The following is a 7,335-nucleotide window of genomic DNA, read 5'->3' on the forward strand; positions in this document are numbered from 1 at the left end:
TAAACATTAGTTATCTTTTTTATGATTTTATCTTTTTATAGCAATATTCAATTATATCTCTTCTTTTAATTATCCCAATAAAAATATTTTGGTCATCTATAACTGGCACAAAGTTTTGGTTCATAGATTTAGATATCAAATCTTCTATATTTGCATTTATAGATACAGGTTTATTGTCCATTCTTCTTTTTACATCACATACATATACATCTTCTATGGCTTTTAATTCTAAATTTAAATCATTCTTTAGATACCATAGTAAGTCCCCCTCTGTAATAGTCCCTACATACGCACCTTCACGATTTATAATAGGTATAGCAGAATATCTATGATACTCCATCTTCTCTAATGCCTGTCTCATTGTATAGTCATCATATATATATGCTACTTCACTTTTGGGTGTTATAAAAAATAGTATATTCAAATACTACACCTCCTATTAAGTAGTATAAACTTAAAAATACATCTATCCATATTTTATCATATATTTAATAAGATTTGAATAAATTAGATTTTATTTCTAATTAAAAAAATTCACTTTGCTTAAGCGACTTTTTAATATCTTAAAATAAAAAAGCTATTTTTATTTTACTAAAAATAGCTTTTTCATTATTAATAATTAACTTTTATTAAATGGAACTTTATAGATTTATCACTCCAACCTAAATCCCAAGGAACTAATAACCTATCAGTATTGTGACACGTTACAAGTGGATATCCTTTAGAATCTACTCCCGTGACCGTAGATACATGAGTTATTCTACCATTTTTCTCATAAGCAACTATATCTCCAGGAGTCATGCTATATGCTAGCTTGTACACTTCTTCGTATGAACCTTTTCCTATTAACGATCCTCTTCCACTATATACCAAATAATTTTTAAATCCTTGGGCATTTACCCAAGCTTTAGTTCCTTCTGTTCCTTCGTAATTCCATGTTCCATTTTTCTTGAATCTTCCACTTTCAAACATAATTTGAGATGCATAGTTTGCGCAATCTCCTCCATCGGGATTGAAATCTTTATATTTTGAGTTAAACTTCATTCCATGCTCTTCATCTGCTGCAGCTCCACAATATTTATGTGCATAGTCAATTGCTTTAATCTGTTCAGTAGTTAAGTTTGAATCCTTCTTTTCTTGAGCCAATATATAATTTCTAATATCATCTGATTTTATGTTATCTAGATGAAGAGAATCTGCAAATGGATCAGTATACCATTCTTTTGTAATTATATATTCATTATCTACAATTCTCATATTAAGATAATGATATGTTCCTATCCTAAACATATTTTTCATATCTGGCTGATTCTCATAAGAATAATTGTATTCAGTAGATACAGAACATATAATTCCATATAAATTCTCCTCTTTTTCTTTTACTTTACTAATTTTAACTCTAGTTTTTATATCATTAAATTTAACACCTTGCTTATATGACCAGTTTTCTAAATATTTCATTTTAGTCACTTCTTGTTCATATGCCCATAATCCAAATTTATGATTTACATCATATAATTTTTTCAAAACATCATCATTTTTAGTCAATATAGCCTCATTTCTATGATCAAACAAATTTTCAAGTAAAAGTTGAAATTGTTCTTTTTCTGGATCTTTATTAGCTTTTACAATTTCATTTCCTCTTATAAATGCATTCAACTTTATTTCATTTTTATTGTTTAAAATAATTGTAGTAATAATACAAATTCCTGCTAATACTAATATTCTCCTTAGTTTTTTGCCTTTTGTATTTTTTACGTTCAAGTTTGTTCCTCCTATCAAATAATAGACTTTATCTTAAGAATATAGAGTATTTCAAAGCTAATATAATATTTTATATAGTTTTTACATTTTTTTAGCCAAATATAATTAAATTTATGGTATAATTGTCTAACATTAAATTAAAGGAAAGAGGTGCTCAGTTGCTAACAAAAATGAAACTGTCTAAAGTAAATAATGTTCTTACTAATAATATATATGCAAATTTTCGTTTTTTAAGTGAGGAAAATTTTGGTGATGTCTCAAAACTCTACGAAGAAGTGAGTAATTCTATGGATAATAAAAATTGGTTAAAAAGTAGAGATCATGCCGGATTAAAAAAAACCGTCGATAATGGTGGTTTTATAATTGGTTGTTATGTAGGTTTAGATCTTATTGCTTGTGCTCTTTGTGATGTCCCTAGCATAAATGATTTAGAACTTTTATCTTCTTTAGGAGTTTCTGTTGAAGACTTTAAAAGCACTTATATATCAGGTTTTGTTATGGTTCATCCTATGTACAGAGGAAATTCGCTTCAAAGTAAATTACTAGATTTAAGAATAGATATAGCTAAATCTCAACGTAAAAAATATATATTAACAGTAGCTGCTGTAGATAATATTCACAGCATAAACAATATTTTAAATAAAGGATTTGAATTTAAAACTCAACAAGAAAATGAATATGGAATTTTAAGAAACATATTCTTAAAAGATTTATTCCCTTGTGATGAAAATGAAAATTTCATAGATAACAACATTATGACTGATGTAATATAAAAGAGACCTTTGAAATAAAGGTCTCTTTTTCCACGTTGTAAGGTTCTTATATGTCTTTGTACTTCATAGTATATATTATTCATAATTGTTAATTTTGCTACACTTTAATTTGAAAGATAAGTAACACTTATTATTTATTTTTATAATATATTATTAAGTTAGTTTATACTTTTCAAGGGGGTATTTTATGAATATTAATGATAAGGCAAAAGATTTAGCATTGTGCATAAGAAATACTAGCGAGTTTAAAACTATGAATAAAGCAAAGAAAGATCTTGATAGAAATTCAACTTTAAGAAAACAATTTGATGAATATGTAAAAAAGAAAAACCTTATATATTCTAGATATAAGATAGAGGATGCATCAAAAAAAATAAGTCAATTAAATAGAGATTATGATAAATTTTTTAATCATCCTCTAGTTTCTAATTATATGAATGCAAATAGAAATTTTAATACGATGATGGAAAACTTATATAAACAAATAGAATCTGAATTAACTAAATAAAAAATAAAAGAGACGATTACGTCTCTTTTATTTTTCAAAGTGTTGATAGTCTTTTAAATTAGACCATTCTCCACCCCATGTCCACCCTCTTTTAGTAAAGGCATTATAGCATGCATCACCCTTTTTTATCATCCCCTTAATATTTTCATTTCTTTCTATGTAATCTTGACCTTTCTTAGGGCTTACAACTCCATTTTTGACCATAGGATTAATAAGAGGGTTTATATCTATAGCTAATCCTTTTGAATGGTTTGATAATACTTTTGATCCGCCTACAACCCTATAACAAAACGAAGATGTATTATTATCGGACATAGATAATTCATCATCTGCACCATAATTATCAATTATACTTACTTTTTCTATAGGATACTTATTTTCATAAAGTTCTTTAAATATATCTATAACTTCTTTCGATACCTTTTTACTAACTACCATATCTCCTATGTGTGGCTTATTATCAAATCCATAGTATGTTATTTTTAAATAATCCAAAGAATCTTTATCAACAGAATCTTTATCAGGAATAGAGTTCCCAATCATCTTTTCATATATATTATCTGGAATATTTTGAACTTCAAATAAAGGTTTAAATTCTTCTTTCTCTATTTTTTTAGTTACTTTTTCATCATTAGATTCTTTCTTTTCATTAAATGTATCACACCCAATACAAGCTAAAACCACGCAACTAATTATAGCTACGTATAAAAATTTTTTTAAAAACATTATAACTTTTCCTTTCTCTACTTAAAATTAACTATACATATATTATATTATTATTTTACGCCAAAAAAATCAAAGCTCATAGCTAATAACTATGAGCTTTGATTTTTTTATTTAATTAATCCTCTAAATTATACATCATATTGTTCATCATATTTTGCATATACATATAATAGTTCATCCACATATCTTGCATTTCTTCCATTCCCATATTTTCCATATACATATATGGCTCATCCATTGATGGATATTTATTCGCAAACTCACCCATATATTGCATTGGTTCCATATTATATATAGGATTTATATATAATCCAGTTTCCTCTTCTTTGATTAACATTATATCGTCTAAATTGCAATATTCATCATCATTTTTATTATTGTTTTGTCCATTGCAGAAGTTAAATTCACATCCACATGATTGTTTCATTTCTTTTTTAGGTTTACAATAAGTTGGACTTACATATTTAGGTTCGCATGTACAACTTGGTTTTTCTTCTTTACATGTGTTAATTGGTTTACATGATTTTTCTTCTTTGCATATATGCATTGGTTTGCATGGCTTACATGATTTCTTTTCTTTACATGGTTCTTCTATTCCTAAATCCACGTAGCAAGATTTTTTCGGCTTACAGTCTTCCATTTCATAACATCCTGCAATTTTTTCCTGGCATTTTTTCATCATATCTTCACATTTTTTAGATTTACCTTCGTATTCTTTTATCTTTTCTCCAGCAACTTTGTAGCACTTCATAGCCTTTTCATCACACTTCATAGCTTGAGAATATAGACATTTTGCTTGTTCATTTACATTTTGAGATTTTTCATATAAGCATTTCGCTTTTTCACAGTATTGTTCTGCTTCATCTCCTGCTTGTTCTGCTTCTTTGTATAAACATTTCGCTCTTGCACAAAGGTCTTCCGATTTACATAAAAGTTGATTTGCTTGTTTTCTAAGTTTCTCAGCTTCTGTTTCATTGTCCATAGATTCTTTAGCTAATTTTTTAGCTTTAGCTTCTAACGCTTTAGCTTTTTTATCAAATTCTTTAGCTTCTTCATATGACTCTACAGCCAAGCATTCACAATCTAAAGCTTTTTTAAATAATCTCTCAGCTTCTTGTGCTAACTTAACACATGTATCATCAAATTTTATTTCACAGTCATCACATGGTCCTGGAGGACAGCAAGTTGGTTCTAATTTTTTTACCGGTTCACATTTTTTATAAACTGGTTTTTTGCATGGTTCACAGTAGCTTTCTTTTTCTTTTTTTGGATTGCAACCTATATTTGCAGAACAGCTATTATAACATTTTTTCTTTTTTCTCATTGTACTCATAGCTAGTCAAAACCCCTTTGTTGTATTTTATTTTAACTAAGCAAATTAATATGCTTAATACTAATTATATGAAAGTATCTTTGTGTGGTTACTAATAATATCTAAAATATATACAAAAATTACCTTTAAATTTATTTTTTTCTTACTATAAATTTTCTTTTATTACATAAGATATATATGAATTAAAATTTATATCAAAACACTAAATTATAGTTGATTGGAGTGATTAATTTGAATAATAACAAAATAAATAATGAAAACATTAATAATCAAATTGATGATTATACTAAAAAAGGACAAGAGTATATAGAAAAAGCTGAACAAAAAGCTAATGAACTTTTGTCAAAAGCTAATGGTGTTGCACATGATGTGGTTGATAAAACAAACGACATGGCTGAAGATGTGGAAAATGCAGTAAAAAAAAAGACAACTATGAGTCTAAAGTAGACTATCCTTATGATGAATGTTGCTGTGGTACAAATTTTGAGTGTTTTGATGAACCAAAAACTACAGTTGACTATATAAAGGATTATGCTAAAGAACATCCTGTAATAACAGCTACAGCAGTTTCTGCTACAGTTTTAACAGGACTTAGCTTAGTTAGTCCAAAAACAAGAAAAGTAACTGTACCTGTTGCTAAGTATGCAGTTAAGCAACAAGCAAAATTCACATTAGGAGTTGGAATGTTAGCTATGGCTACTTACTTATCAGGTAAGTCTGACTTTAACTCTTATAACTAATAAAAAAGGAGCTTTTAAGCTCCTTTTATTTTAAATATTTCTAATATTTATTATTTGTGATTTTATATCTACATTATATTTATTTTGATTTTCTTCATTTTGTTTTATAGTTCCATTAAATTTTTTCATAGGTTCCTGATTATTATCTTGTTCATCTTCAAAGTATATATTCTCATATGCATCTAAATTAAATTCTATATTATATTTATCCGTAGGTAAATCTAAATACGTCATTCCATTTTTATTGTCTATATTTAATTTTTTTGCAATAGGAACTGTAGATTCTATGTTTATACTAGGTGAATATTTTGTTGCTATTATATTAAATGTTTCTGGTATAAAGTTTTCTATATTTTCAATAAATACATCATCAGGCATAGATTGTAAATATACTCCTGCAGTAGTACTTATATTTATATTCTTTATTCCTAATATTTCACTAGCTTTTAGATTTATATCTCCATTTGAACTTATAGTTAAGTTCTCTAAACTTTTAACTTCTTTTGGCAATGTTATTTGACTGTATTCAGTTGAAAAAGTTACTCTTTCATTTAATACATCCTTATCCGTTATAATTAGATCTCCATATCTAGTTTTAGCTTGTATGTCTACATTATTTGGAACATACACAATTATTTTATTTGAAGCTAAGTTTAGCATGTTTATTACAGCATCCCCAAATCCCTGAATTTCCATATCTATATGTCTATTTTCTTCATTCTGTTTTATATCAAATGTGTTTTCTTTGTTATCTATAGTCAGTGTATTATTATTTAAAGTACCTACTTGAACAATTTTAAGTTTGTCAGAGTTACTTTTTTTAACTTCTACATTTATGTTTTTAGTGTCTATGTCTAATTGTTTTACATCAACCTGCTTTTCATATATTGTAACTTTTTCACTTGCTTTTTTTGCACATTCATTTATATAGTTAGTTGCAAATGGTACTGCAGCTATCGATGATGATATAGTCCCTATAATTCCTATAGCAATCAATATAACTGCAAATATAGTTATTTTTTTATTCATCTATATCATCTCCTTTATAATTCATTTTGTTTTCTTTTGCATGTATATATTTTTTCTTATTTCTTAACCAGTTTATATATTGCTTATATATTTTTTTCCCTAGCTTCATAATATATAAATAAACCTGTACTACTAATATATCAAATCCTATAATTCCTATACTAGAAAATACTATAAGTGAAGCTATAGAGCTATCTAATCCAAATAATGGTCCTGAAGTTCCTAATAACGCAATAAATGCTATATTTAATGCCCCAATAGTTAATCCTGCACTTGCCATCATTAATATAAATAAAACCCAAATACACATTAATCCAAAACTCAAACAAGCTAGTAGTACTTTTATAAGTTTAGTTGATAATCCCTCATCATCATTTTTTAAATTTGGAGTTAACTTATTATTTATAACATCTTTAGTTTTATAGTAACTGTCTTTTAATCTTATTTTGACTTGGTTTACAC

Annotated in this window: 10 protein-coding genes; 3 read left to right on the forward strand and 7 right to left on the reverse strand. The window is 26.8% G+C overall.

Features of this window, described 5'->3' with window-relative positions; genetic code table 11:
- Positions 1–19: 19 nt before the first annotated feature.
- Together RWY47_RS16190 and RWY47_RS16195 are read right to left on the reverse strand one after the other, a co-directional pair.
- Positions 20–424, reverse strand: a complete 405-nt coding sequence (locus RWY47_RS16190) for a CBS domain-containing protein (RefSeq protein ID WP_021429554.1) — start codon at positions 422–424, stop codon at positions 20–22.
- Positions 425–612: 188 nt separating this feature from the next.
- Complete coding sequence (locus tag RWY47_RS16195) at positions 613–1,764, reverse strand: amidase domain-containing protein (protein ID WP_224170416.1); 1,152 nt, start codon at positions 1,762–1,764, stop codon at positions 613–615.
- 158 nt (positions 1,765–1,922) lie between these two features.
- Between RWY47_RS16195 and RWY47_RS16200 the strand changes: the two genes are divergently transcribed.
- Together RWY47_RS16200 and RWY47_RS16205 are read left to right on the forward strand one after the other, a co-directional pair.
- The gene (locus tag RWY47_RS16200; RefSeq protein ID WP_025161596.1) at positions 1,923–2,537 is read left to right on the forward strand and encodes a GNAT family N-acetyltransferase; all 615 of its coding nucleotides are present in this window, start codon (positions 1,923–1,925) and stop codon (positions 2,535–2,537) included.
- Positions 2,538–2,724: 187 nt separating this feature from the next.
- Positions 2,725–3,045, forward strand: a complete 321-nt coding sequence (locus tag RWY47_RS16205) for a YlbF family regulator (RefSeq protein ID WP_021433607.1) — start codon at positions 2,725–2,727, stop codon at positions 3,043–3,045.
- Between the two features lie 27 nt (positions 3,046–3,072).
- Here the strand turns inward: RWY47_RS16205 and RWY47_RS16210 are convergent, their stop codons facing one another.
- Positions 3,073–3,771, reverse strand: coding sequence for a M15 family metallopeptidase (locus tag RWY47_RS16210; RefSeq protein WP_224170415.1), 699 nt, complete (start codon positions 3,769–3,771; stop codon positions 3,073–3,075).
- Between the two features lie 115 nt (positions 3,772–3,886).
- On the reverse strand, positions 3,887–5,104 hold the full coding sequence (locus tag RWY47_RS16215; protein ID WP_168930660.1) for a hypothetical protein: 1,218 nt from the start codon (positions 5,102–5,104) through the stop codon (positions 3,887–3,889).
- A gap of 231 nt (positions 5,105–5,335) precedes the next feature.
- Here RWY47_RS16215 and RWY47_RS16220 point away from each other — a divergent pair, with 231 nt between their 5' ends.
- Entirely contained in the window at positions 5,336–5,551 is a 216-nt protein-coding gene (locus RWY47_RS16220; protein WP_021429706.1) for a hypothetical protein, read from the forward strand.
- An 82-nt stretch (positions 5,552–5,633) separates the two neighbouring features.
- Here RWY47_RS16220 and RWY47_RS16225 read toward each other — a convergent pair whose 3' ends face one another.
- The 3 genes from RWY47_RS16225 to RWY47_RS16235 form a co-directional block, all read right to left on the reverse strand.
- Positions 5,634–5,774, reverse strand: a complete 141-nt coding sequence (locus RWY47_RS16225; protein ID WP_167402919.1) for a hypothetical protein — start codon at positions 5,772–5,774, stop codon at positions 5,634–5,636.
- Between the two features lie 100 nt (positions 5,775–5,874).
- Complete coding sequence (locus tag RWY47_RS16230; RefSeq protein ID WP_168930656.1) at positions 5,875–6,873, reverse strand: DUF4097 family beta strand repeat-containing protein; 999 nt, start codon at positions 6,871–6,873, stop codon at positions 5,875–5,877.
- On the reverse strand, positions 6,866–7,335 hold a 470-nt coding region (locus RWY47_RS16235), incomplete at its 5' end, for a hypothetical protein (RefSeq protein ID WP_316030370.1). The genes RWY47_RS16230 and RWY47_RS16235, both read right to left, overlap by 8 nt.

The organism is Paraclostridium sp. MRS3W1 (genome assembly GCF_032465715.1).
Lineage (GTDB): Bacteria > Bacillota > Clostridia > Peptostreptococcales > Peptostreptococcaceae > Paraclostridium > Paraclostridium dentum.